We start from the raw sequence: 23263 nt of genomic DNA, 5'->3' as shown, positions 1-23263 counted from the left end.
CTGAGCGGTCATTCGGTGATCTCGACCGGGGTGCCGATCGGCAGGCGTTCGGCCATCCAGGTGATGTCGTCGTCGGACACCCGGATACAGCCGTGGCTGACCTCACCGCCCAGACCCGACTCGTCGTCGGTTCCGTGCACGCCGAGTTGGCCGGGCCCTCCCGCGAAGCTCTCCAGGGTGTCGGAGTGCCCGCTGAGGCCGAAGGCGTAGGCCCCGTACTCCCCTCCGGGGTCCGGGGGCCGGAGCAGCTCGGTGAAGTAGTACTCACCGGGCGGTGTCGGGGCGTCGCTCGTACCGATACCGACCGGTCCGGTCCGGAGCTCCTCCTCTCCCTCGGTCACGGTGAAGGAGAAATCCGACATGTCGACCACCACGCGGAAGGCGGTGACGGTGACCTCCACGTCGTCGGCCTCGATCCAGCCGGTGGAACCGTTGGGCCGTACCGGCAGAAGCACCTCCAGCCAATCGCCCCGGGTCCGCCTGACGAGGAAGACCCGGTCCGCGCCGAAATCGTTCGGGCTCGCGAGGGTGTGCACCACCTCGCCGCCGTCGGGTTCGGAGCGGATCTCGATCTCGTCGGCGAGGACCGTGGCGATGTGGCCGCCCGTCGACCCCTCTCCCCGCTCCGGCGCCTCGGCGGTCTCCTCGGACTCCGCCGAGGTCTCCGAAGACGAGCAGGCGGAGGCGACGGCCAGGACGGCGACGGCGGCCAGGACGGGAAGCGTCCCGGCCGGCCCACCGGGTGTCAGGGATCGGAACATGGGGTCCATCCGGTCGAGGGGGTCCGGTGGGCCTCTCCGCACCGGACACCATGAAGACTGGCCGAGGAATGTGAAGAACCCGTGTGGCCGCCGTGTGCGTCCCATGTGGTGACCTGCGATGTCACCCGACACCCCCTTCGCCCCGTGTGTCCGCGGTCGTACGATCGTGGACGTCGGGGGGCCTCCCTCCCCGACCGGAGAACGGAGGCCCTCCACGTGTGCGCGCATGTCCTGGTGGCCGAGGACGACGTGAACCAGGCCGAGCTGATCCGGCGATACCTGGAGCACGAGGGCCACACGGTCCGCGTGGTCCACGACGGCCGGTCCGTGCTGGACGAGCACCACCGTGCCCGCCCCGACCTCATCGTGATGGACGTGATGATGCCCGTCATGAGCGGGCTGGAGGCGTGCAGGGTCCTGCGCGCCGAGTCCGACGTCGCGGTCCTACTGCTCACCGCACGCTCCACGGAGGACGACCTGCTGACCGGGCTGGACCTGGGCGCCGACGACTACGTCACCAAGCCGTACAGCCCGCGCGAGCTGATGGCGCGGGTGCGCACGCTGTTGCGCCGCTCCCGTGCGACGGTCCCGAACGAGGAACGGGTGCTGGAGGCGGGACCGATCACCGTGGATCCGGCCCGGCACATGGTGCGGGTCGACGGGGAGCCGGTGACGTGCACCCCCGTGGAGTTCCAACTGTTGCGGGCCCTGGCGGTCCGGCCCGGACGGGTACTGAGCCGAACCCAACTCCTGGAGACCATCCACGGGATCAGCGGGTACATCACCAAGCGCACCATCGACGTCCACGTGAAGAACCTGCGCCGCAAACTCGAACCCGACCCCCGACGACCGGTCCGGTTGATCACCGTCTACGGCGTCGGCTACAAGCTGGCGGGGCCCGACCGTGTCCGTTGAGGGGTCCTCGCCCCGACCTCACGGGGAACGGCGACGGGCCTCCCTGCGGCACGGGCTTCTCTTCCGGCTGCTGGCGGGATCGTCCCTGGTGGCGGTCTGCTCGATCACCGCGACGGCCTGGCTGGCGGTACAGAGGACCTCGGAATCCATCACCGACCAACAGGGCGAGACCCTGACCGTGGACACCCACATCCACGACACCCTCGTCGGATACGCGGCCACGCACTCGGACTGGGCGGAGGTGTCGGAGAGCGTCCAAGACCTGGCGGAGGAGACCGGGCGCCGGATCGTCCTCACCACCGAGGGCCGTGCGGTGATCGTCGACTCCGCCTCCCCGGCCGCGGGGGCCCAGGGTGAGACCCCTCCCCTGCCCGCTCGAACGTCGTCCGTGGTGGACCCGCTCGCGGTGGACGTGACCCTGGTCTCGGGGAACGGCGACCGCATCGATCCGCGCGCGACCGGACCCTTCACCCTGACCGATGAGGAGCGCGGCGCGCTGCGCTCCCGGGCGGAAGAGGGCGCGTCCTGCCTGGAGGAGGTCTACGGCGTCACCGCGGATGTGGTGACCGGGCCGACGGGACGTCCCGCGGTCGAATCGGAGCACGGGGACGCCTACATGTGGGCCGGCTGCGGCCTCACCGCCCTTGACCGGCCGTTCGGCGGCGAGGTGGAGGCACTGGCCGACCTGAACGAGCGCGCCTCCGACTGCGGCGACGCCGGAACGGACCTGGTCTACGCGATGGACGGCCGCACCGGGGGCCTCGTGATCACGGGCACGCCCCCCGACTCCCCGGGACCGGCCCCGGACGAGGCCCGACCCCCCGCCGCTCCGGACGACCCGACGGCCGAACTCCCGGAGGATGCCCCGGACGGCGCCGACCCCGTGGAGGGAGTCACCGAACCCACCCCCGGCCCGGAGCTCCCGTCCGGCCGGCCGGAGCCGCCCGCGCCCCCGTACGACGAGGCCCCCGTCGAGTCGTATCCGCTCCCGACCGAAGAGCCTTCGGAGGCGAGCCCCGGGGCCTGGCCGGACGACCCGGGTTCCGATCCCCCCGGTGCCGAGAGCCTGACGTGGTCGAGGGTCGAGTTGAGTCGGGAGACCGCCGCCTGCCTGGACTCCGCCCGGCGCGCCCAGCTCGACCCCTACGTCGCGCCCGCCGCCCTGCTGTTCATCGACGACCCCGCGGAGGGCCCGGAGACCGGACTGTCGTTGTCCAGGGAAGGCGCCCTGCGGCTGGGTGGCGTGGTCCTACTGGTGCTCTTGCTGACCGTGGTGGTGAGCACGACCCTGGCGACCCGCCTGCTGCGCCCCGTGCACGCGCTCACCGACGCCGTGAACCGCATGCGGGAGGGCGGTGGGCCCTCGATCCGGGTGCGGGTTCGCGATTCCGGGGAGATCGGCCGGCTCGCGGAGGCGTTCAACGAGATGTCCGAGCACCTGGAGCGGGCCGAGGACCAGCGCAAGGCGATGGTGAGCGACGTATCGCACGAGTTGCGGACCCCGCTGAGCAACCTGCGCGGCTGGTTGGAGGCCGTCCAGGACGGCATGGTCGAACCCGATCCGGAACGCGTGAGGATGTTGTTGGGGGAGACCCTGCTGCTCCAGACGGTCATCGACGATCTCCAGGATCTCGCCCTGGCCGACGCCGGTCGGCTGCGCCTGTCCCCGGAGGCCGTGGAGGTCGTGCTCCTGATCGACCAGGTGATCGCGGGCCACGGGCTGCGCGCGGAGGAGGCCGGGGTGCGCCTGGTCGGCGAGGCCCGTGACGTGACCCTCGTCGCCGACCGGTCCCGGATGCTCCAGGTCTTGGGGAACCTGGTCGGCAACGCGCTGCGGCACACCCCGGAGGGCGGGACCGTCACCGTCGGCGCCCACCGGGCGGGCTCCCAGGTCGTGATCCGAGTGGCCGACACCGGGGTCGGCATCGCCGAAGAGGACCTGCCGCACGTCTTCGACCGGTTCTGGCGCGCGGACCGGTCCCGTAACCGACGCACCGGCGGCAGTGGGCTCGGGCTGGCCATCGTGCGCGGACTGGTGGAACTGCACGGTGGTTCGGTGACGGCGGACAGCACGGTCGGGGAGGGCACGACCTTCACGTTGCGGCTGCCCCTGACCGGCCGCCCCGAGGGGGACACGGACGACACCGGAAGGGGGAGGGCCGCCTCGGGCCCTGGGTGACCTCGGCAAGGTCGAGTCCATCCCTGGAACGGCACTCCCAAGGTCCGATCGCCATGGGTACGGCCCCGGCCGTCGAGGGCCGGGGCCGTACGGGTGCGCCCGTGACGCCGCTACACGCGGCCCTCGCCGGTTTCGGCGATGAGGGCGAGGAGCGCGTCGGCGGCCGGACCGGAGGAGGCCGGGTTCTGGCCGGTGACGAGCAGTCCGTCGGTGAGGACGTAGGGCAGCCAGTCACCGATCTTGGAGTAGTCGGCTCCGAGCCGCTTCAGTTCGTCCTCGACCAGGAAGGGGACGACCTCGGTCAGGCCGACGGCCTCCTCCTCCCCGTTGGTGAAGCCGGTGACCCGGCGTCCCTCGACCAAGGGGGCGCCGTCGGGGTCGACGGCGTGGCGCAGCACGCCGGGGGCGTGGCAGACCAGGGCGAGGGGCTTGCCGGCGCGCGAGGTGGTCTCGATGAGCCGGATGGAGTCGGGGTCCTCGGCCAGGTCCCAGAGGGGGCCGTGGCCGCCGGCGTAGAAGACCGCGTCGAAGTCGTCGACGGAGACGGTGTCGAGCCGGACGGAGTGCTCGAGGGCGGCCATGGCCTCCGGGTCGTCCTCGAACCGGCGGGTCTCGTCGGTCCGGAAGTCGGGCTCGTTGCTCTTGGGGTCCAGCGGCGGCCTGCCGCCCTTGGGCGAGGCGATGACGGGGTCGGCCCCGGAGTCCTTGAAGCGGTAGTAGGGGGCGGCGAGTTCCTCCAGCCAGAAGCCGGTCTCGCGGCCGGTGTCGCCGAGTCGGTCGTGCGAGGTGAGGACGATGAGGACCTTCATGATGACTCCTTGTTTAAGTAGACCGGTCGTCTCAAAACAGACAGAACGGCGACCGGTCGGGTGATCACGGGTGATGAGCGTCCCGGGGCGGGCCCGCCCCGGGTCCTACAGGTTCAAGAGTCGACGGGTGACCCGCGTCGTGGTGTCCAGCGGGCCGATGTCACGGTGGATCTTGGCCATGACGCTCGCGCCGAGCCACATGTCGTACAGGACCTGCGCGGTGTCGCGCGGGGCACCGTCCACGACGATCGAGCCGTCCTCCAGGCCGTCCGCGATCGTCCGCTCCAGGCGGTCGATGATGGCGGTGGTGCCCTCCTTGAGGGCGATCCGCATCGACTCCGACAGGTCGGCGACCTCGGCGCCGAGCTTGACGGCCAGACACCTGCCCTGGCACTCGTCGACGCTCTGCGACTCGCGCCAGTTCCGCCAGTAGTTCATCAGTCGCTCCGCCGAGGTCGTACCCGACTCGCCGAGGACGCGGTCCATGTCCGCCAGGTAGTCGGCGAAGTAGGCCTTCATCATCGCCTCGCCGAAAGCGTCCTTGGAACCGAAGTAGTGGTAGAACGACCCCTTCGGCACCCCGGCCGCGGAGAGGACCTCGTTGATGCCCACCGCGGCGAACCCCTTGCGGGACATGATCCGCTGCGCGGCGTCGAGGATGCTGCGACGCGTGTCGCCCTGGTTGACTGTCACGATCTCACCCTATCGCTCATTAGACCAGTCGTCTAAGCGAGTCCGAGCGTCGACCCGGGCGACCCGCCGCGTCATCGGCCCAGGAAGTCCAAGAGGATCTCGTTGACCTCGGCCGTGTGGGTGGTGAGCAGCCCGTGCGGAGCACCCTCGATCTCGACGTACTCGGCGGCGGGCAGGGCCTCGGCGAAGCGGCGCCCGGTGGCGTCGATGGGCAGGGTCCGGTCGGCCGTACCGTGCACGATCAGGGCGGGCACGTCGATCCGGGGGATGTCCGCCCGGAAATCGGTGGGCCAGGTCAGCGGCGCGGCGGCCGAGGCGATCGGACCCGCGCCGGCCGCCACGTTCCAGGCGTTGCGCACGGCCTCCTCGCTCACCCGGGTGCCCAGGTTCTCGTCGAGGTTGAAGAAGTCCGCGTAGAAGCCGGTGAAGAAGGCGTAGCGGTCCTTCTTCACCGCCTCGGAGACACCTTCGAAGAAGGAGGGCGGAGCGGCGCCGTCGGGGTTGTCGTCGGTGATGGCCAGGTACGGCTCGAGCGAGGCGAGGAAGACGGCCTTGGCGACCCGGTCGGAGCCATAGGTGGACAGGTAGCGGGCGACCTCGCCGGTGCCCATCGAGAAGCCCACCAGGACCGCGTCGCGCAGGTCGAGGGTCTCCATGACCGTGTGCAGGTCGGCGGCGAACGTGTCGTAGTCGTAGCCGATGGAGGGCTTGTCGGACCTACCGAAGCCGCGCCGGTCATAGGTGATGACCCGGTGGCCGGCGTCCAGCAGGGCCGGGATCTGCCCCTCCCAGGAGTCGCCGCTCAGGGGGTAGCCGTGGATGAGGAGGACCGGCCGCCCGGCCCCCTTGTCCTCGTAGTGCAGTTCGATGTCGGTGCTGTTCTCCGTGCCGACCTTGATGCGTCCCATGATGTCCGCCCTTTCGAGGATCTCGGTGTCCGCCGTGTGCCGACAACGGGACTATACGACCGGTCTACTCTAATGACAACCCCCTCCGTCGCGGAATACGACGAGGGCCCACCGATCCGCTCGGCGGGCCCCCTGGGACCGGCGGCCTCGAAAGACCCCGGACATGAGAAAAGGCCCCCGCATGGGAGCCTTTTTCTTCGAGGTGGGCGTACCAGGACTTGAACCTGGGGCCTCATCCTTATCAGGGATGCGCTCTAACCGACTGAGCTATACGCCCTCGTTCCGTCAGGAACTCTACCGCATCCGGGGGACCGGGGCGAACCGGCGACCTCCTGGCGCGAGAGAGGGGACACGGGTCTCCCGCGTCCCTCTTCACCTCCCATTTTAGCCGGTTCCCGACAGTGCTCGGGACGGTCCGGGAAAGAGGTCGGGCCCGGCCCCGCGAAGGGTCCGGGCCCGCAGGAGGCCGTGTGGTCCTACTCGGCCTCGGACAGGGTCACGTCGACCCCGCCGACCAGGTCGGAGACCAGGTTGTAGACCATCGCGCCCACCGTGGACAGGGCGGTGATCAGCACGACGTTGAGCGCGCCGATCACACCGGTGTAGCCCAGGACACGACCGGGGGAGAACCAGGCGGCCGGGTTCAGGCCCAGCTCGTCGTCTCCTCCGTCCCCCTCCAGGAGGGCGTTGATCATGTTGGTCAGCTCGTCGAACACACCCAGCATCGACAGGGTCGCGTAGATCACCGCGACCGCGACGAACAGGATGATGAAGCACACGAGGGAGACCACGAAGCTGAACTTCATGACCGACCAGGGCTCCACGCGGGAGACCGTCAGGTGGGCCTTACGACTCGCCAGCGTCGCCTTGACGGCGCCGGGGGTCGCGGGAGCGGGTTCGGCCTCGGTCACCGTGTCGGTGCCCTCTGCCTCCTTCTCACCGGCAGGCTCGGTGGAGTCCGCAGCGGTCGAGTCCGCAGTCTCCACGTCCGAGTCCCCGGCGACACCCGCCGCGTCGGAATCTTTGCTGCTGGCGTTCGGCTGATTCTCAGACATAGAAACGTTACCGGTGGACTTTCGTTGAGACGGATCGGTCCGTGTGCCCCGTGGGGGCGCCGAAACGCACCCCACGGGACGTACTGCGCTTAACGCGCAGTCTAGGCCTCCTGGTTGCCTTCACCCGCGACCTCTTGATCGCCCGTGTCGAGCGGACCCTCCGTGTCGTCGATCTCCTCGGCGTCCTCCGCCGCTTCGGCGTTGGCGGCGACGGCGACGATCTTGTTGCCCTTGTCGAGGTTCATCAGCCGGACGCCCATGGTGGTACGGCCGGACTGCTTCACCTCGGCGGCCCCGGTGCGGATGACCCCGCCCGCGGAGGTGATCGCGAAGATCTCGTCGACCTCCGGGTCCACCATGAGGGCGCCGACCAGCTTGCCCCGGGCCTCCACGACCTTGGCGGTCAGGACGCCCTTGCCGCCCCGGTTCTGGGTCGGGTACTGCTCGGACGGGGTCCGCTTGGCGTAGCCGTTCTCGGTGGCGACCAGAACGTCGGTCGAACCGTCACCGGGCCGGATGACGTCCATGGAGAGCAGGTAGTCGCCCTCCAGGAAGCGCATGCCGATCACACCGCTGGTGGCGCGACCCATCGGACGCAGCGACTCGTCGGAGGCGGAGAAGCGGATCGCCTGGGCGTCGCTGGAGATCAGCAGCAGGTCGTCCTCGGGGAAGACCAGTCGGGCGGCGATCAGCTCGTCGTCCTCGCGCAGGTTGATCGCGATGATGCCCGCCGAACGCGCGGAGTCGAAGTCCTCCAGACGCGACTTCTTGACCAGGCCCTCCCGGGTGGCCAGCACCAGGTAGGGGGCGGCCTCGTAGTCGCGCAGGGCCATGATCTGCGCGATCTCCTCGCCCGGCTGGAAGGGCAGCAGGTTGGCCACGTGCTGGCCGCGCGCGTCACGTGCGGCCTCCGGCAGCTCGTAGGCCTTCGTCCGGTACACCCGTCCCTGGTTGGTGAAGCACAGGATCCAGTGGTGGGTGGTGGTGACGAAGAAGTGCTGGACGATGTCGTCCTGCTTGAGCTGGGCCCCGCGCACGCCCTTGCCACCGCGCTTCTGCGCCCGGTAGTTGTCGATGCGGGTGCGCTTGGCGTATCCACCGCGGGAGATCGTGACGACCACGTCCTCCTCGGCGATGAAGTCCTCCATGCGCATGTCGCCCTCGAAGGGGATGATGTGCGTGCGCCGCTCGTCGCCGTACTTCTCGACGATCTCGCCGAGCTCCTCGCGGATGATGGAGCGCTGGCGCTCGTCCGAGGCGAGGATGTCGTTGTAGTCGGCGATGAGCGTCATGAGCTCGTCGTACTCGGCGGTGAGCTGGTTGCGCTCCAGCGCCGCGAGCTTGCGGAGCTGCATGTCGAGGATGGCGCGGGCCTGGATGTCGTCGATCTCCAGAAGCCCCATCAGTCCGGTGCGGGCCTCGTCGGCCGACGCGCTGGAGCGGATGAGGGCGATGACCTCGTCGATGCGGTCCATGGCCCGCAGCAGGGCACGCAGGATGTGCGCCCGCTCCTCGGCCTTGCGCAGGAGGTACTTCGTCCGGCGGACGATGACCTCGACCTGGTGCTTGACCCAGTGCCGGATGAGCTGGTCCAGGCGCAGGGTGCGCGGCACCCCGTCGACCAGGGCCAGCATGTTGGCGCCGAAGGTCTCCTGGAGCTGGGTGTGCTTGTACAGGTTGTTCAGCACGACCTTGGCCACGGCGTCGCGCTTGAGCACGATGACCAGACGCTGACCGGTACGGCCGCTGCTCTCGTCGCGCACGTCGGCGATGCCGGTGATCTTGCCGTCCTTGACCAGGTCGGCGATCTTCAGCGCGAGGTTGTCCGGGTTGACCTGGTAGGGCAGCTCGGTGATGACCAGGGTCTGCCGGCCCCGGCCGTCCTCCTCGACCTCGACGACGGCGCGCATGGTGATGGAGCCGCGGCCGGTCCGGTAGGCCTCCTCGATCCCGCGCTTGCCCACGATGAGTCCGCGGGTGGGGAAGTCGGGGCCCTTGACCCGGGCGATGAGCTCGTCGAGCAGCTGCTCGTCGTCGACCTCGGGGTGGTCCAGGTACCAGTTGACGCCGTCGGCGACCTCGCGCAGGTTGTGCGGCGGGATGTTGGTCGCCATACCGACCGCGATCCCGGAGGAGCCGTTGACCAGCAGGTTCGGGAAACGCGCCGGCAGTACGACGGGCTCGGCGGAGCGGCCGTCGTAGTTGGGCCGGAAGTCGACGGTCTCCTTGTCGATGTCCCGGAGCATCTCCATGGCCAGCGGCGCGAGCTTGCACTCGGTGTAGCGCATGGCGGCCGCCGGGTCGTTGCCCGGAGAGCCGAAGTTGCCGTTCGGGTCGACCAGCGGCATCCGCATCGACCACCACTGGGCCAGGCGGACCAGGGTGTCGTAGATCGCACTGTCACCGTGCGGGTGGTAGTTGCCCATCACGTCGCCGACGACGCGGGCGCACTTGAAGTAGCCGCGGTCGGGCCGGTAGCCGCCGTCGTACATCGCGTACAGCACACGCTGGTGGACGGGCTTGAGGCCGTCTCGGACGTCGGGGAGGGCGCGGCCGACGATGACGGACATCGCGTAGTCGAGGTAGCTGCGCTGCATCTCGACCTGGATGTCGACCGGTTCGACCCGGTCCGTCACGCGCGGCAGGGACTCCACCTGGGAGTCGCCGCCCTCAGGGGCGTCGGGGTTGTTCGCATCCGTCACGGATGTCGATCCCTTCTAGGCTGGCTTGAGCGGGTGAGAGCGGGATTCCCTAGATGTCCAGGAAACGGACGTCCTTGGCGTTGCGCTGGATGAAGGAACGCCGGGACTCGACGTCCTCGCCCATGAGCACGCTGAACATCTCGTCGGCCTGGGCCGCGTCCTCCAGGGTTACCTGGAGCAGGACACGGCGGTCGGGGTCCATCGTGGTGTCCCACAGCTCGTTGGCGTTCATCTCGCCCAGACCCTTGAAGCGCTGGACCATGTCGCGCGGGCGCGGGTCCTTCTTGCCGGCGGCGATGCCGGCCTCGATGACCTGGTCGCGCTCGGCGTCGGAGAAGGCGTAACTCGCGTCGTTGCCCTTCTGGTCCCACTTGATCTTGTACAGCGGCGGCGCGGCCAGGTAGACGTTACCGGCCTCGACCAGCGGCTTCATGAAGCGGAACAGCAGGGTGAGCAGCAGGGTGCGGATGTGCTGACCGTCGACGTCGGCGTCGGCCATGAGGATGATCTTGTGGTACCGGAGCTTCTCCGCGTCGAAATCCTCGTGGATACCGGTGCCCAGGGCGGTGATGATCGCCTGGACCTCCTGGTTCTTGAGGATCCGGTCGATGCGGGCCTTCTCCACGTTCAGGATCTTGCCTCGGATGGGCAGGATGGCCTGGTTGTGCGGGTTACGACCGCCCTTGGCGGAGCCGCCCGCGGAGTCACCCTCGACGATGTAGACCTCGCACTCCTCCGGGTCCGTGGACTGGCAGTCCGACAGCTTGCCCGGGAGGGAGGTGGTCTCCAGGAGGGTCTTGCGGCGGGTCAGATCGCGGGCCTGGCGCGCCGCGACGCGAGCGCGGGCCGCCTGGCTGGCCTTGGAGACGATGTCCTTGGCCTCGCCCGGGTTGCGCTCGAACCAGTCGCGCAGGTGCTCGTTGGTGACCTTCTGGACGAAGGACTTGGCCTCGGTGTTGCCGAGCTTCGTCTTGGTCTGACCCTCGAACTGCGGGTCGGCGAGCTTGACCGAGATGATCGCGGTCAGACCCTCGCGGATGTCGTCGCCGGTGAGGTTGTCGTCCTTGTCGCGCAGCAGCCGCTGGTCACGGGCGTACCGGTTGACCAGGGTCGTGAGCGCGGAGCGGAAACCCTCCTCGTGGGTGCCGCCCTCGGCCGTGTTGATGGTGTTGGCGAAGGTGTGGACCGACGAGGTGTACGACTGGTTCCACTGCATCGCGATCTCGACCGCGATGCCCTCGCCCTCCTCCTCGAAGGAGATGATCGAGGCGTGGGCGGGTTCCTTCTTGTTGTTGATGTGTCGGACATAGTCCGACAGACCCTCCTCGTAGTGGAAGGTGTTGACCACCGGGCCGTCGTCGGTGTGCTCGGGACGCTCGTCCCGAATGGTGATGGACAGCCCCTTGTTGAGGAAGGCCATCTCCTGCATCCGGCGGGCGAGGGTCTCGAACGAGAACGTGGTCGTCTCGAAGATGTCGCCGTCGGCCCAGAAGGTGATCTGGGTACCGGTCTCGTCGGTCGCCTCGCCCTTGACGAGCTCGCCCGTGGGGGCGGTCATCTCGTAGTGCTGACGCCAGACGTGCCCCTGCTGACGGATCTCCACGTCCAGGGCCGTGGACAGCGCGTTGACGACGGAGATACCGACGCCGTGCAGACCGCCGGAGACCGCGTAGGACTTTCCGTCGAACTTTCCGCCCGCGTGCAGCGTGGTGAGGACGACCTCCACGGCCGGACGCTGCTCCACGGGGTGGATACCGACCGGGATACCGCGCCCGTTGTCGGTCACCCTGAGGCCGCCGTCGGCCAGCAAGGTCACCTCGATGGCGTCGGCGTGGCCCGCCAGGGCCTCGTCGACCGAGTTGTCGACCACCTCGTACACCAGGTGGTGCAGACCGCGCTCGCCGGTGGAGCCGATGTACATACCCGGGCGCTTGCGTACTGCCTCAAGCCCCTCGAGAACCGTGATTGATCCTGCGTCGTAGGCCAAGTGGGAACACCCTCCTGCTGGGGACGCCTGTCGGCCGCGGCCGAGCGGACAACGGTCAACCCACGACAGGGCGATCGGAGGGGCGACGTACATCGCAGCACCTGGGAGATCACCGTTCGCCGCACGGGCCGCCCGCCCACCCTCTACATGGGGGCGTGGTACCGGCTACAGGCGTCTGAAGAACCTTCTCCATGATACCTCGCGCGGTACGACAAAGTGGCATTGGCGGCGCTGTGCCGCCCGAGAACGAACGATCAGGGAGGGAGCCGAGCCCCTACACGCGGGAGGGCCTTCTCGCAACTCCCGGCGCGGTTCAGTGCCCTTGCGCGCCCCTTCGCCCGTTCCCGCCCGAAGGGTGAGGTCCGGTCCTCGTAGGGTCACCCGGAACGACCGGACCGCTCGATCCTCCCGAACAGGCCGTAAAGCCCCTGTTCATGGCGGTCTCGGATGAACCACCCCGCTCCCGACGCGTTCAGCGACGACGGGAACCGGGCCCCTTCACCTTGATGGAGACGACGGTCCCGTCCCCCAGCTCCTCGTTGAGCCGGCGCATGAGATCACGCACCATCGCTCGCGCATGGGCCGCCATGGTCGGCGAATCGGCCACCACGACCAATTCACCTTCCGAATAGCTCTCCGGTCGCAGATGTTCGGCGTTGAACTCGCCGACGATGTCGCTCCACCGGCCGAAGACCCCGCCGATGGCCACCTGTTCCTGCCAACCGTGTTCGATCAGCCAGGTGCGGACCGCGTCTCCGAAGAGTTGGGGCTCGTTCCGTGACCGCAATCGGCCACGCGCGCGCGGGCGCGAGGTGCCTCTGGGGACCGCCCCTCGTTCACGGGCCTCGGCCCTGGCGCGGGCCAGGGCCTGCCGGGCCAGATCGGCCCCCGAGGCGTGCGGCACGGTGGGGACCACCGCCTCCCCCGAGACCGCCGACCCGTCCACAGGCTGTGGACGGTGCCGGTCGCCACCGCCTCCGAACGTTCCCCGTCCCGCCATCGGATCCACAGGCTGTGGATGACGCTCATTCACGCTCGACCACCCCCCGACGCACCCCGTATCTCACGCCGTCCAACTCCCCGGGGATGTCCTCGCCGACCGCGGCGGTCACCAGGACCTGCTCGGCGTCGCCGACCCGTTCCGCCAGACGACGTCGCCGCTCGGCGTCGAGCTCGGCGAACACGTCGTCCAGGATCAGGACCGGATCGTCCCCCTCCGCCCTGAGCAGATCGAACGCCGACAGCTTGAAGGCCAGCGCGTACGACCAGGACTCCCCCTGACTGGCATACCCCTTCGCGGGCAGCTCACCGAGGCGAAGGTGCAGTTCATCGCGGTGCGGCCCCACAAGACCGACCCCGCGCTGGAGTTCGCGATCGCGTTCCCGTTCCAGGGCGCCACGCAGGAGGTCCACCAGCGCCGGGCGGTCGAAGGGGATCTCCTCCCCCTCCTCCACCGCGGAACTCCGGTAGGTGGGGACGGCGGGCCCACCGGAGTCGGTCAGCCCCGCGTAGTTCTCCGCCACCAAGGGCCGCAGCTCCTCCACCAGAGCAAGACGGGCGGCCAGGAGCTCGGCGCCGGCCTCCGCCAGATGCGCGTCCCACACCTCCAACGTGCTCAGGTCGGGGGCGGCCCGCTGACGAAGACGCGCGGAGGCCGACTTGAGCAGGGCGTTGCGCTGTTTGAGGACCCGCTCATAGTCGGAACGCACCCCCGCCATCCGGGGAGTACGGGCCACGAGGAGGTCGTCGAGGAAACGGCGTCGCTCTCCCGGATCACCCTTCACCAGGGCCAGGTCCTCGGGGGCGAAGAGCACCGTGCGCAGGATCCCCAGCACATCGCGGGGGCGCCCGGCCGCGCCTCGGTTCACCCGGGCCCGGTTGGCCCGGCCCGGGTTGATCTCCAGATCGACGAGCATGTCCCGACCGTCCCGCATGACCCTGGCGCTCACGATCGCCCGGGCGGCGTCCTGACGGACCAGCGGGGTATCGGAGGAGACACGATGGCTGCTCAGGGTGGAGACGTAACCGATCGCCTCGACCAGGTTGGTCTTGCCCTGACCGTTGGAGCCGACGAACACGCTCACGCCGGGTTCGAGTTCGAGCAGAGCCGACTCATAGGTGCGGAAATCGGCCAGTTGCAGGTGAGAGACGTACATCCGGCCTTCCTCCTGGTGCGGGGGAGCGCAGAACGATGACAGAGGGTGAGAAAAGGGAGAGGGGCGGTCCGGGTCGGGCCCGGCCGCCCCATGACGCGGGGATCAGCTCTGTGATCCGGCGTCGTCGGCCTTGGTGACGGCGTGTCCGCCGAACTGGTTGCGCAGGGCGGCGACGACCTTCATGGCCTGGCTGTCGTCCTGGCGGGAGGCGAAGCGGGCGAAGAGCGCCGCGGTGATGGCCGGGGCCGGGACGGCGAGGTCGACGGCGGCCTGGACGGTCCAGCGGCCCTCACCGGAGTCCTGGGCGTAACCGCGCAGGCCGGACAGGTCCGGGTCCTCCTCCAGGGCCCTGCTGAGCAGGTCGAGCAGCCAGGAGCGGACCACGGTGCCCTCGCGCCAGCTCTCGAAGGTGCCGGGGACGTCGTCCACGATGCCCGAGGCGACCATGAGCTCGTAGCCCTCGGCGAAGGACTGCATCATGCCGTACTCGATGCCGTTGTGGACCATCTTCACGAAGTGACCGGCACCGACCGCTCCGGCGTGCACGAAACCGCCGCCGTCGTCGGGGGTCAGGGAGTCGAAGACCGGGCGCAGACGCTCCACGTTCTCGGCTCCGCCGCCGACCATGATCCCGTAACCGTTCTGACGGCCCCACACACCGCCGCTGACCCCGGCGTCGACGTAGCCGATGCCCTTGGCGGCCAGCGCCTCGGCGCGGTTGCGGTCGTCGACGTAGTGGGAGTTGCCGCCCTCGACGATCAGGTCGCCCTCGGTCAGGAGCTCGCCGAGCCGGTCGATGGTGGCGGAGGTCGGGTCGCCCGCCGGGACCATCACCCAGACCACGCGGGGCGTCTGAAGGCGGTCGACGAGGGCCTCCAGGCTCTCCACGTCGCGCTCACCGGGGGAGGCGTCGTAGCCGACGACGTCGTGCCCCTTCTCCCGCAGGCGGGCGGCCATGTTGCCGCCCATCTTGCCGAGTCCGATCATTCCGAGTTGCATGCTTGGGCTCTCCCTTGGGCACCTGTGGACACGTGGAAGCCGACCGGCCCGGGCATGGAGCCGCGGGCCGGGCGGCGGACGCCGGTCTTCGAGTTCGCCGGATCCGTCAACCGGACAGGCGCACCGGCATGATCAGGTAGCGGTATTCGGGGGAGCCGCCCTCCTCGGCCGGCTTTCCGGTGAGGATCGCGGGCTTGGTCGAGGTGGTGAAGTGCAGGCGGGCCACGTCGGTACCGATGGCGCCGAGCCCGTCGAGCAGGTAGCCGGAGTTGAAGGCGATCTGGATGTCCTCGCCGTCCAGCTCGGCCTCCAGGGTCTCCACGGCCTGGGCGTCCTCGCCGGTCCCGGCCTCCAGGACCAGGGCGCCCTGGGAGAAGGCCAGACGCAGCGGGGTGTTGCGCTCGGCGACCAGGGAGACGCGCTTGACCGCCTCGATGAACTCCGAGCGGCTGACCTCGGCCACCGTGTTGAAGGTGTCCGGCAGCAGGGCGCGGTACTTCGGGAACTCACCGTCCAACAGACGGGTGGTGGTCCGGCGACCGCCGCCCTCGAAGCCCATCATGCCCTCACCGGAGTCGCCGCCCGACAGGGCGATGGAGACCTCGGCGCCGGAGGTCAGCGACTTGGCGGTGTCGTGCAGGGTCTTGGCCGGGACCAGGGCGACGGCGGACAGTTCGGGGTTCTCCGGCTTCCAGCTCAGTTCGCGCACGGCCAGGCGGTAGCGGTCGGTGGAGGCGAGCGTGATGGTCTCGCCCTCGATCTCGACCCGGATGCCGGTGAGCATGGGGAGCGTGTCGTCACGCCCGGCGGCGACGGCCACCTGGCCGACGGCCGCGGCGAAGACGTCGCTGCCGATGGTGCCGCTGACACCGGGCATCTCCGGCAGGGAGGGGTAGTCCTCGACCGGCATGGTGTTCAGGGTGAACTTCGCGCTGCCGCAGGTCACCACGACCTTGGGGCCGTCGGTGGAGATCTCCACCGTCTGCGGCGGGAGGTTGCGGGTGATCTCGGCGAGGAGACGACCGGAGACCAGGGTCTGCCCGGGCTCCTCGATCTCGACGTCGACCGAGACCTGGGCGGAGACCTCGTAATCGAACCCGGACAGGCGGACCCGCTGACGACCGTCGACCTCGGAGGCGTCGAGCAGGATGCCCGCCAGGACCGGTACCGAGGGGCGTGTCGGGAGTGTGCGCGCTGTCCAGGCGACAGCGTCGGACAGTACGTCGCGTTCGACCCGGAACTTCACTTACCGACTCACTTTCCGCAAGGCCGGTGGACCGGCCATAGCCTCAACGTTGCAGCTCGTGGGCCCACCGAGGGCTCCGTCAACAGGGTGTGGACGCGCCGATCGCGGGAGCCGCCTCGATGCCCGTGGGACCACCGCCCGAAGCGGGGCGGCGAAGGACAGGGGCGAGAACACACGTTACCCGGATTCACCCGCTGTCGCTGCCGGCTCGGGGCTCGACCGCCGTCACCTCGATCTGGAGGCGTTGTCCACAGTTTTTCCGCGAAGCTGCTTTGAAGCCCCAACTGAGCTTAGGTAGGTGCGTCGTAGTAGTAGGGCCTGTGGATAATGTGGATAACCATTGTTTCCGCAGGTCAGCTCAGGAATTTTTGTCCACAGGCCTTGTGGAGAACCCTGTGGGTAACTCGGGCCGCCTGTGGACGGAGCAGACGCCTCTCAGTTTTTCCACACGCCGTCCACAGTCTCATCCACAGGTTTTCCCCATCTTTTCCACAACAGCCGGTGATGCGGTGGTCGGATCATGGGTTCCCCTGTCCACAGGGCGACCCCGGGTTACCCACAGGGCCGAGGCGGTTGTCCACAGCTTGTCCACAGGGTTATCCACAGATTTTGGGGCCTGGCTGTGGATAACTCGGCTCCGATGCGGCAAAAATTTTTTTCCCGACCCTCGCGCATACCTCTCGAATCAGGGCGAAAGGTCTGTGCACAGGGTTTTCCACAGGTCACCGGAACTTTGTGAGCAACGTTCGTTGTCACGGTGGTCGCACCCCCTCCGGCCGGCACGGACAAAAGGTCGCCCCACCTCCCGAAAGCCCTGAGGAGCAGGGGCGAACCATACGTGTCGGGCACGGACGGTAGCACCCGGCGACGACACTCTCCTATCCCCCGAGAGGGGAGGAAACCTCGCACAAGCCTGTGGATAACTCTCCGTGGGCGGACCCTGGAGGGTTCGGACGACGGAGGGACGCGGAACCTGTGGACAACGTCTCTCTCCTCGGGGCGGAGGGGCTGTGGACGGCGGAACGGGGCTCTCGGAGGAACGAGGGCCCCGATCCGGGGGATGTGGACGTGTCGACTTGTGGACGGAGCGACGAGGCGACTCGTCCACACGTGGGCGACGGAGAGCGGGAGAGAAGAGAGGAGGAGGGGCACCGCACGGTGCCCCTCCTCCTCTCGCGCGTCGTCCCCGACCGGGACGGTCAGGTGAGCGTCGGTTGATCCTTGATCCGACTGGTGAGCTCGTGGACCTGGTTGTAGATCGAGCGGCGCTCCGCCATCAGCGCCCGTACCTTGCGGTCGGCGTGCATGACGGTGGTGTGGTCCCGACCGAACTGCTGGCCGATCTTGGGCAGGGAGAGGTCGGTCAGCTCCCGGCACAGGTACATCGCGATCTGACGGGCCGTCACCAGCACCCGGGAACGGGAGGTCCCGCACAGGTCCTCCAGGCTCAGCCCGAAGTAGGCGGCCGTCTGGGACATGATCGTGCTCGCCGTGATCTCGGGGACCTCGCTGTTGGGCACCAGGTCGCGCAGGACCTGGCCGGTGAGGTCCAGGTCGACCGACTGCCGATTGAGGCTGGCGAAGGCGGTCACCCTGATCAGGGCGCCCTCCAACTCGCGGATGTTGGTCGAGATCTTGCTGGCGATGAACTCCAGCACCTCGGGCGGTGCCGCCAGGCCCTCCTGGGCCGCCTTCTTACGCAGGATGGCGATGCGGGTCTCCAGCTCGGGCGGCTGGACGTCGGTGAGCAGACCCCACTCGAACCGACTGCGCATGCGGTCCTCCAGCGTGGTGAGCTGCTTGGGAGGCCGGTCGCTGGAGATGACGATCTGCTTGTCGGAGTTGTGGAGCGTGTTGAAGGTGTGGAAGAACTCCTCCTGCGTCTGCTCCTTGTTCTCCAGGAACTGGATGTCGTCCACCAAGAGCACGTCGATGTCCCGGTAGCGGCGGCGGAACCCGTCCGCCTTACCGTCCCGGATCGAGTTGATGAACTCGTTGGTGAACTCCTCCGAGCTGACGTAGCGGACCCGCGAGCCTTCGTACAGCCGGTGCGTGTAGTGGCCGATGGCGTGCAACAGGTGGGTCTTGCCCAGACCGGAACCGCCGTGGATGAACAGCGGGTTGTACGCCTTGGCCGGGGCCTCGGCCGCGGCGACGGAGGCCGCGTGGGCGAACCGGTTGCTGGAGCCGATGACGAAGGTGTCGAAGGTGTACTTCGGGTTCAGCCGCGCGTGATCGCCCGGCGGGATCTCCGGAGAGCGCCCGGGCGGTGCGGTGGGGGAGGGGGCCTCGGCGGCGGGCCTCGCCGACTCCGGGGGCTCCTCCTCCGTGGCCTTCGCGTCCTCGACCTCGTTCGGGGCCACCGTGCCGACCTCGGGTGTCTCGGCGGCCTCGGACGCCGGGGTCTCCCAGCGGTTGGGGCGGTCCCAGTCGGCCTCGCCCCAACCCTGCTGTCGCCAGAGTTCCTCCTGGGTGGGCCATCCTCCGGCCGCCCCCCAGGACGCGGGGGTCTCCGGCGGTGTCTCCTGGAGCCCGGGCGCCTCGGCAGGGGTCTCCGGCGCGGGTGCCTCGGGCCACGGTTCCGCGGATCCGCCCGCGGTGGGGAGCGGCTCCTGGGTCCCGTGCGCCCCCTCGGGGCCGAGCAGGTCGGCGGGGACCGGGCCTCGCTCGGGGGCGGGCGGCGCGGGAGGGCTCGCCGGGCGCGCGTGCTGCCCGCGCGGCTCCTGGAAGGAGGGCCGGGCGGGGGAGGGGCGCGGTTCGGTGACCGGCGGCGCGTGGTCGGGCAGGGCCGGGCCCTGGTCCCGCCCGGGGGAGAACGGCCCGGGCACGGGCTCTCGGGGCCCGCCATAGGGCGACGGGGTCGGGGGAGGGGTGGGGACGGCGGTGGGATCCACCGTCACCGCCACACGGATCTCCCGTCCCAGGTGGGCGGAGAGAGCCTTGCTGATCGCCGGGTGGAGCCGGCTTTCGAGGACCTTCTTCGTGAACTCGTTGGGCGCCGCGATCAGCGCGGTGTCCTCGATCAGGCCCAGCGGACGGGTCTGCGGCAGCCAGGCGCGCTGGTGTGCGGGGAGGGCGTCGTTGTCGATCCCGTCCAACACGCTCGACCAGACCATTGCGAGGTTGACCTGTGCGTCAGCCAAGGTGACCTGCCATGGTTGCTGTCCCTTCGGTGCGGATCTGTTCGGGTGGGTTTCGGAGGCGGTGAGGGGACGGGGGAGATAGGTGCTGCGTGTCTCGGTGTCGGACCCCGGGAGGTCCGCCACTCCCATTGTCCTCCCCTGAGGGAGGTGTCGGGGCAGGGATGGAGGTACGGATCCGGACTCTCGGGCCGGAACCACCCTGTGGAGAACTCCACCGCCCGCGTGTCGCGGGGGCGGCGAGGTCCCCCGGGTTTCCACAGGTTCCCGGGGTTGTCCACAGGTTGTGCACAGGTTTATCCACAGGATGTCAGGAGTCTGTGCACAGTGGGAGGTTATCCACAATCCCCTGGTCAGAAGGGGTTTATAGCGTTTCTGTTCGACGGCGGGGAGGCTGTGGACAGCTTCGGAGGTGAGTTATCCACAGGTTGAGGTTATCCACAGACCCCACCTTCTGTGGAAGTCTCACACGCCGATCGGGCGGGTTGTCCACAGGCCGTCGGGGTGAGCGCGCGCAGTGGTCTCCACCACCGCCCGGCCCCCGCCCGGAGGCCCACGCAGCGGTCTGATTTGACCCCGACCCGACCAGGTCGTATCTTCTTTATGCTTATGCCGAGGATTCTGCCTGCGCTCGTGAGATCACGATGTCGCGGCGACGGCGTACGCACTGTAAGGCCCCGCATATCCTGGGGGTCTGTCGTAGTACTTTCCTGACACGCCCCTGGAGCCAGTAGTGAGCAAGCGTACGTTTCAGCCGAACAACCGGCGTCGCGCGAAGGTCCACGGCTTCCGGCTGCGCATGCGTACGCGCGCCGGTCGCGCCATCATCGCCTCGCGTCGTCGTAAGGGACGCGCCGCGCTGACCGTGAGCCACTAGGCCACGCGCAGCCTCAAGTCTTCACTGGGACCGTCCGGCCTTCTCGCCGGCCGGTCCCTTTGTCGTGGCATGACGGCGTCGGTCGAGGCGTCCGGCCGTGCCACCTTCCGCTCCCGGAGGAACGCCGATGTTGTCGCCGCGGAATCGGATGCGTCACAGCTCCGAGTTCGGATCGGTCATGCGTTCGGGCAGGCGCGCCTCGCGTGACGCCCTGGGCGTGGTCTATCTCGCTCCGAAGAAGGAGACCGACGCCGCCGACCCGCCACGTATCGGTTTCGTCGTGAGCAAGGCGGTCGGGGGAGCGGTGGTGCGCAAGCGCGTCCAGCGCAGACTGCGTCACCTGATGCGCGCTCGATCGGAGTTTCTGCCAAACGGTAGCCTGCTGGTAGTACGTGCCCGACCCTCCGCCGCGCATCTGCGGCAGGAGGAACTGGCTGTACAACTCGACAGCGCGATCGCCGCGGCCCGACGACCCCGTGGGGCCTCGCGACGCCGACGCGGACGCGGGGGAGACGAACCCGCGCCGACCGAGGCGACGAAGAGCGGAACAGACGGGAACCGCCGCCCCGACGAGGGCGCAGAACGGTGGACGAGCCGATGACCGAGCACAGACCGACGGCGTTCGCGCGGTTGCTGATCTTGCCGATCCGCGGCTACCAACGTTTCATCAGCCCGCTCTTCCCCCCGGTCTGCCGCTTCTATCCTTCGTGCAGCGCGTACGCCGTCGAGGCGCTCCGCGTGCACGGCGCGCTGTACGGGTGGTGGCTCGCCGTCAGGCGCATCGCCCGTTGCCACCCCTTCCATCCGGGGGGTCTTGATCCGGTTCCGCCGCCCAGGGGGCGCCGGAACGAGGAGTCCGAGGAGTCTACGGGCGGAACCGGGTCCACCGGCACCGCTTCCGGGGACCAGTAGCTGAACCGAATCACCGAGGAGTTGGCCGGTGCTGGACTGGCTTTACAACATCATCGGCCACGTGTTGGTCTGGATCCACTCGGGTCTGACCATCGTTGGCCTGAACCCCGACAGCGGGTGGGCGTGGGGCCTGTCCATCGTGCTGCTGACCTGCCTGATGCGTCTGCTGATGGTGCCGCTGTTCGTCAAGCAGATGAACACGCAGCGCAAGATGCAGGAAGTGCAGCCGAAGATCATGAAGCTTCGGGAGCGCTACAAGCACGACAAGGAGCGACTCCAGCGGGAGTCGATGAAGCTCTATCAGGAGAGCGGCACCAACCCGATCATGGGTTGCCTCCCGCTGCTGCTCCAGATGCCGGTCTTCTTCGCTCTGTTCAGCGTGCTGCGCAGCGTCGCCGAGGGCAAGGTGCAGTTCGGCTTCACCCAGGAGTTGGCCGACAGCGCGCGTGAGGCGCTGATCTTCCACGCTCCGATCGCGGCCCAGTTCAACACCTCGCCCGAAGAGCTTCGGGCCCTGGGCGCCACCGACCCGATCATGGCGAAGATCGTCATCGCGATCGCGTGTGTGGTCATGGGAACGACGACGTTCCTGACCATGCGTCAGAGCATCAAGCGCAGCATGGCGCAGCAGCCTGACAACCCGATGATGCAGACCCAGAAGATCATGATGTACATGGCGCCCCTCTTCGGGCTCTTCGGTCTCATGATGCCGATCGGTGTCCTCGTCTACTGGGTCACCTCCAACATCTGGACGATGGTGCAGCAGCACTTCCTCTATCGGAACCAGCCGCTTCCGGGCGAGTCCGACGCCTCCGCCAAGGGCACCCCCTCCAAGGGGCCGGCCAAGGGGATGTTGGGTCGCAAGAAGAGCTCCGAAACCACGCCGGAGCCGCAGGAACAGCCTAAGATCGAACGCAGGCAGCCGAAGAAGCAGTCGCGTTCCAAGCGCGGCGGTGGGTCCAAGTAGGGTCGAATCCGCTTCGTGTCGACGGCGGTGACTTGCGAGTGCGCAGGCGACAATGCCCCTGAGGCGTACGGCGGTCAGGGACTTGACGGATACGAGGAGACGGGATCGCTGTGGGAAGTAGCGCGGAAGAGAGCGGTGGAGTAGCGGTGGCTGAGGCACCTGAGGCCGGAATCGACGTCGAGGCCCTGGAGAACGAGGGTGACATCGCCGCGGACTACATCGAGGGTCTCCTCGACATCGCGGACTTCGACGGCGACATCGACATGGACGTCGAGGGCGACCGGGCGATGGTCTCCGTCGTCGGTGCCACCCTGGACGAGCTCATCGGCGAGGACGGCGAGGTCCTGGAGGCCCTCCAGGAGCTGACCCGGCTGGCGGTCCACCGCGCCACGGGCGAGCGCAGCCGTCTGATGCTGGACATCGGCGGGTACCGGGAGGGGCGCCGCAAGGTGCTCTTCCAGACCGGGACCGAAGCGGCGAACAAGGTCAAGGAGACCGGTGAGGCCCGCGAGTTGGAGCCGATGACCCCCTTCGAGCGCAAGGTCGTTCACGACGCGGTCGCCGCGGCCGGCCTGCGCAGCGAGTCGGAGGGCGAGGAGCCCAACCGCTACGTGGTGGTCCACCCGGCGGACTGACGTCCGCTCTTCGAGCGTCGGGGGCGGTGTTTCACGTGGAACACCGCCCCTTTCGTATGCGCTCGATCGGTACGGGGAGGCGTTTCACGTGAAACCCGGGGGCGCCTCACACATAGGATCGAGCCGAGACCCTTCCCTCGTGTCGTCCCGCTCTCGGCAGTGTGAGGACGACCCTGAACCGCGCACCGCGCGATCCCTCGGTGGGAGAGTCTCTGTGCGCGCGGACTGCCGTGATCCGCCGTGCGCTCCGCTCGTCGTCGACCGATGGACAGGTCGACATGACGACTCAACGGTTCATGGAAGTGACGATGGACGAGTTCCG

18 protein-coding genes, 1 tRNA gene and 1 pseudogene are annotated in these 23263 nt (G+C 68.7%); 7 read left to right on the top strand and 13 right to left on the bottom strand.

What is annotated here, in order from left to right; translation table 11 throughout:
* Window positions 1–8: 8 nt before the first annotated feature.
* The gene (locus tag D451_RS0122735) at window positions 9–770 is read right to left on the bottom strand and encodes a L,D-transpeptidase family protein (protein WP_017536099.1); all 762 of its coding nucleotides are present in this window, start codon (window positions 768–770) and stop codon (window positions 9–11) included.
* 207 nt (window positions 771–977) lie between these two features.
* Here D451_RS0122735 and D451_RS0122730 point away from each other — a divergent pair, with 207 nt between their 5' ends.
* Both D451_RS0122730 and D451_RS0122725 read left to right on the top strand, forming a co-directional pair.
* Window positions 978–1676 (top strand): response regulator transcription factor, encoded by a 699-nt coding sequence (locus D451_RS0122730; RefSeq protein ID WP_017536098.1) that lies wholly within the window; start codon window positions 978–980, stop codon window positions 1674–1676.
* Window positions 1666–3855: a sensor histidine kinase gene (locus tag D451_RS0122725; RefSeq protein WP_152472977.1), complete on the top strand. Its 2190-nt coding sequence runs from the start codon at window positions 1666–1668 to the stop codon at window positions 3853–3855. Before D451_RS0122730 ends, D451_RS0122725 begins: the two co-directional genes overlap by 11 nt.
* Before the next feature lie 110 nt (window positions 3856–3965).
* On the opposite strand, the gene D451_RS0122720 is transcribed toward D451_RS0122725, so the two are convergent.
* From D451_RS0122720 to dnaA, 12 genes and pseudogenes are all read right to left on the bottom strand, one after another.
* Complete coding sequence (locus tag D451_RS0122720) at window positions 3966–4664, bottom strand: type 1 glutamine amidotransferase domain-containing protein (protein WP_017536096.1); 699 nt, start codon at window positions 4662–4664, stop codon at window positions 3966–3968.
* A gap of 105 nt (window positions 4665–4769) precedes the next feature.
* Window positions 4770–5357, bottom strand: a complete 588-nt coding sequence (locus tag D451_RS0122715; RefSeq protein WP_017536095.1) for a TetR/AcrR family transcriptional regulator — start codon at window positions 5355–5357, stop codon at window positions 4770–4772.
* 71 nt (window positions 5358–5428) lie between these two features.
* Entirely contained in the window at window positions 5429–6265 is an 837-nt protein-coding gene (locus tag D451_RS0122710) for an alpha/beta fold hydrolase (protein ID WP_017536094.1), read from the bottom strand.
* A 203-nt stretch (window positions 6266–6468) separates the two neighbouring features.
* Window positions 6469–6542 (bottom strand) — tRNA-Ile (locus D451_RS0122705).
* A 199-nt stretch (window positions 6543–6741) separates the two neighbouring features.
* Complete coding sequence (locus D451_RS0122700) at window positions 6742–7320, bottom strand: DUF3566 domain-containing protein (RefSeq protein WP_026125284.1); 579 nt, start codon at window positions 7318–7320, stop codon at window positions 6742–6744.
* Between the two features lie 101 nt (window positions 7321–7421).
* A complete protein-coding gene (gyrA, locus tag D451_RS0122695; RefSeq protein ID WP_017536092.1) occupies window positions 7422–10022 on the bottom strand; it encodes a DNA gyrase subunit A in 2601 nt (866 codons plus the stop codon).
* A 49-nt stretch (window positions 10023–10071) separates the two neighbouring features.
* Entirely contained in the window at window positions 10072–12009 is a 1938-nt protein-coding gene (gyrB, locus tag D451_RS0122690; RefSeq protein WP_081536485.1) for a DNA topoisomerase (ATP-hydrolyzing) subunit B, read from the bottom strand.
* A 472-nt stretch (window positions 12010–12481) separates the two neighbouring features.
* Complete coding sequence (locus D451_RS0122685) at window positions 12482–13009, bottom strand: DUF721 domain-containing protein (RefSeq protein WP_017536091.1); 528 nt, start codon at window positions 13007–13009, stop codon at window positions 12482–12484.
* A 25-nt stretch (window positions 13010–13034) separates the two neighbouring features.
* Window positions 13035–14165: a DNA replication/repair protein RecF gene (gene recF / locus D451_RS0122680; protein WP_014910955.1), complete on the bottom strand. Its 1131-nt coding sequence runs from the start codon at window positions 14163–14165 to the stop codon at window positions 13035–13037.
* A 102-nt stretch (window positions 14166–14267) separates the two neighbouring features.
* Window positions 14268–15176 (bottom strand): annotated as a pseudogene (gnd, locus tag D451_RS0122675) (phosphogluconate dehydrogenase (NAD(+)-dependent, decarboxylating)); the annotation flags it as partial.
* Window positions 15177–15270: 94 nt separating this feature from the next.
* Window positions 15271–16410, bottom strand: coding sequence for a DNA polymerase III subunit beta (gene dnaN, locus D451_RS0122670; protein ID WP_014912073.1), 1140 nt, complete (start codon window positions 16408–16410; stop codon window positions 15271–15273).
* A gap of 1199 nt (window positions 16411–17609) precedes the next feature.
* Window positions 17610–19526 carry a chromosomal replication initiator protein DnaA gene (gene dnaA, locus D451_RS0122660; protein WP_026125282.1) on the bottom strand — a complete coding sequence of 639 codons (1917 nt, stop codon included), beginning with the start codon at window positions 19524–19526 and terminating at the stop codon, window positions 17610–17612.
* Between the two features lie 757 nt (window positions 19527–20283).
* On the opposite strand from dnaA, the gene rpmH reads away from it, so the two are divergent.
* From rpmH to D451_RS0122640, 5 genes are all read left to right on the top strand, one after another.
* On the top strand, window positions 20284–20427 hold the full coding sequence (gene rpmH / locus D451_RS27510; protein WP_014909187.1) for a 50S ribosomal protein L34: 144 nt from the start codon (window positions 20284–20286) through the stop codon (window positions 20425–20427).
* A gap of 127 nt (window positions 20428–20554) precedes the next feature.
* On the top strand, window positions 20555–21028 hold the full coding sequence (gene rnpA / locus D451_RS0122655) for a ribonuclease P protein component (RefSeq protein ID WP_014911370.1): 474 nt from the start codon (window positions 20555–20557) through the stop codon (window positions 21026–21028).
* On the top strand, window positions 21025–21339 hold the full coding sequence (yidD, locus tag D451_RS0122650) for a membrane protein insertion efficiency factor YidD (protein ID WP_014909391.1): 315 nt from the start codon (window positions 21025–21027) through the stop codon (window positions 21337–21339). Before rnpA ends, yidD begins: the two co-directional genes overlap by 4 nt.
* Before the next feature lie 28 nt (window positions 21340–21367).
* Window positions 21368–22306 (top strand): membrane protein insertase YidC, encoded by a 939-nt coding sequence (gene yidC / locus D451_RS0122645; protein ID WP_014908764.1) that lies wholly within the window; start codon window positions 21368–21370, stop codon window positions 22304–22306.
* 146 nt (window positions 22307–22452) lie between these two features.
* Window positions 22453–22941 carry a Jag family protein gene (locus D451_RS0122640; RefSeq protein ID WP_014910891.1) on the top strand — a complete coding sequence of 163 codons (489 nt, stop codon included), beginning with the start codon at window positions 22453–22455 and terminating at the stop codon, window positions 22939–22941.
* Window positions 22942–23263 lie beyond the last annotated feature (322 nt).

Origin of the sequence: Nocardiopsis alba DSM 43377 (assembly GCF_000341225.1) — a bacterium.
In the GTDB taxonomy this organism is placed as follows: Bacteria; Actinomycetota; Actinomycetes; order Streptosporangiales; family Streptosporangiaceae; genus Nocardiopsis; species Nocardiopsis alba.
The sequence above is the reverse complement of the archived record's forward strand: the minus strand, read 5'-3'. Positions and strand labels throughout refer to the sequence as shown.